Annotated in this window: 1 pseudogene; it reads left to right on the top strand. The window is 64.6% G+C overall.

From position 1 onward, the window contains the following. A pseudogene (locus tag EXE45_RS17410) lies at positions 1–615 on the top strand (transferase); the annotation flags it as partial.

The following is a 615-nucleotide window of genomic DNA, read 5'->3' on the forward strand; positions in this document are numbered from 1 at the left end:
TCTGCGCCCAACAGCGCGCCCTGCGGAGTGCGGCGCCGTTTGGCGGGGCGCCACTTGATCGGGATACGATCGGGTTGAGCGGCGCGGTGGGCGCGCTGTTGGCGTCGCCACATCGCCCGACATTGTTAGAGCCGGACGGGGTCGAACTTGGAGTTCACCGCCACACGGACACACCGGTCGTCGTCGATCCGTTTGCTCGCGAAAACGGGTATGCGACGTTTACCGTGGGGGATCCGGGTTCCGGGAAGAGTTTCAGCGCGAAACAGCGGTTCATTCGGTCGGTGGCCCACCACGAGGACCGGATCGGCGTTATCCTCGAGCCGCTCAACGATTGGGCCGGCGTGGCTGAAGCGTTGGACGCCCAGCGGATCACGGTGGGTGGGACGCTCGGCATTAACCCGCTTGAGATCACACCGCCCACCGACCAGTCCCGCGAGCAGTTGGGTACTGATGCCAGCCCACTCACCGAAAAACAAGAGCGCGTCAGCAGCTTCCTCGCGAACTTCTTTGCGCAGCGCGGAATCTCCTTGGGTGACCGGCGGACGACGCTTGAGGTGGCCATCGAGGTGGCCTACCGAAATGCCGGCATTACCGAGGACGTGACCACCCACGACC

The sequence above is a fragment of the Halorubrum sp. SP9 genome, from assembly GCF_005435015.1.
GTDB lineage: Archaea > Halobacteriota > Halobacteria > Halobacteriales > Haloferacaceae > Halorubrum > Halorubrum sodomense.